At 44.1% G+C, this 1,405-nt stretch carries 1 protein-coding gene; it reads right to left on the minus strand.

The genetic code is table 11. The features are described 5' to 3' along the window. Nucleotides 1-20: 20 nt before the first annotated feature. Nucleotides 21-992 carry an IS110 family transposase gene (locus tag QUB26_RS31800; protein WP_333245495.1) on the minus strand — a complete coding sequence of 324 codons (972 nt, stop codon included), beginning with the start codon at nucleotides 990-992 and terminating at the stop codon, nucleotides 21-23. Nucleotides 993-1,405 lie beyond the last annotated feature (413 nt).

Raw genomic sequence — 1,405 nt, forward strand, 5'->3', positions numbered from 1 at the left:
GTAGATACTGTCTTGACCTGTCAAGGGGTAGCGCTCAAATAATTGGGGTCGAAAGGCTTTTGGGATTTTAAAATCCCAAAAGCAAAATGCACCAGTTTCCTCATCAAGGCACCAATTACCTGCATTTTGACCTTTCCACGACCCAACAATCGTTCAGTCATAGCTTTGAGCAAAGGATTACAACGCATCGCCACCACCGCAGGCATATACAATGCCTTTCGCAGCCGGACATTACCAGTACATGACAAACGAGTTTTGCCACGCACAGAAGTTCCTGAACTGCGCTCACACGGGGTTAAACCTGCATACGCGGCTAGTTGACGGGCATTCTTGTAATCTTCAATCCGACCAACTTCAGCTAACAATACAGCGGCAGTTTGTTCTCCAATACCTGGAATCGAAGTCAATAGCTCGCGCTGCTGTTTTAAGTGTGGATGTTGGTCAAAATGATCGCTAATCATTTTTTTGATTTCTGCTTGTTGTTGTTTGATATACTCCCAATGAGCTTTCGTAAGTTTAGCCACTGTTACTGTAGCTGTTTCCAAACGGTTTTCTTCTTGTTGATACATCTCGGTCAAAGATTCTAGTCGTCGCAGTAAAGCTTGTAACTCCTTAACTTCGGGAGGGGTCGGCTTCCAAAGTGATGGTTTAATTGCCGCACCAAAACGAGCAATCAATGCTGCATCTACAGAGTCAGTTTTAGTACGTAAAAGTTCGCTTTTAGCAAACCCTTTAATCCGAGCCGGATTGACCACACTGACCTGGTAGCCTGCTTCATACAGAAATTCAGCGAGGGCATCTCCGTAAATGCTCGTGGCTTCCATGCAGGCATGAAGTTCTTCGACACCTTGTTTTTTGAGCCAATTATTCAAGCTCTCAAATCCTTCGGTATTATTCGTGAACTTTTTGGTTTTTGAGCCACGCTCTTCTTTCAGTAAAACGACATGAAAGTCTTTTTTACTGATATCTATGCCTAAAACTGTCGATGTCATGGTTGGCTCCGATCTCCCTGTTTGTATGAAAGAACATGACAGGCAATTTAACTAACCTTGTCAATGCAGGCTGTCCCGTTAAAACGAGCGCCTAAGATACTGTCCAGTTTTTTATGTGCGCCTGTCATCAGTCATGGGAGCTTATCTACGCAACAGACTTGTAATAGTCTAAGGGGCGGGCCAACTTCACCGATTTCTGATGTCCTATCAGAACAATTTCTACTGTCACCTGTACCTTAAGGAAGAAACTTTAATGGTTTCTTTATCTTTACTCGTGTTACGATTCAATTACAACCGTGTCTACGGTTCGATTACAACCGTGTCTACGGTTCGATTACAACCGTGTCTGCGGTTCTATAGCCTGCGGTCTCCGGTTCAATCGCCTGACTCTTTTAAGATACAAGGGGCGGGTT

The sequence above is a fragment of the Microcoleus sp. B4-C1 genome, from assembly GCF_036705285.1.
In the GTDB taxonomy this organism is placed as follows: Bacteria; Cyanobacteriota; Cyanobacteriia; order Cyanobacteriales; family Microcoleaceae; genus Microcoleus.

Excerpts from the sequence above, each read along its gene's own strand:
- QUB26_RS31800 (WP_333245495.1), bottom strand. The coding sequence starts at position 992 with ATGACATCGACAGTTTTAGGCATAGATATCAGTAAAAAAGACTTTCAT.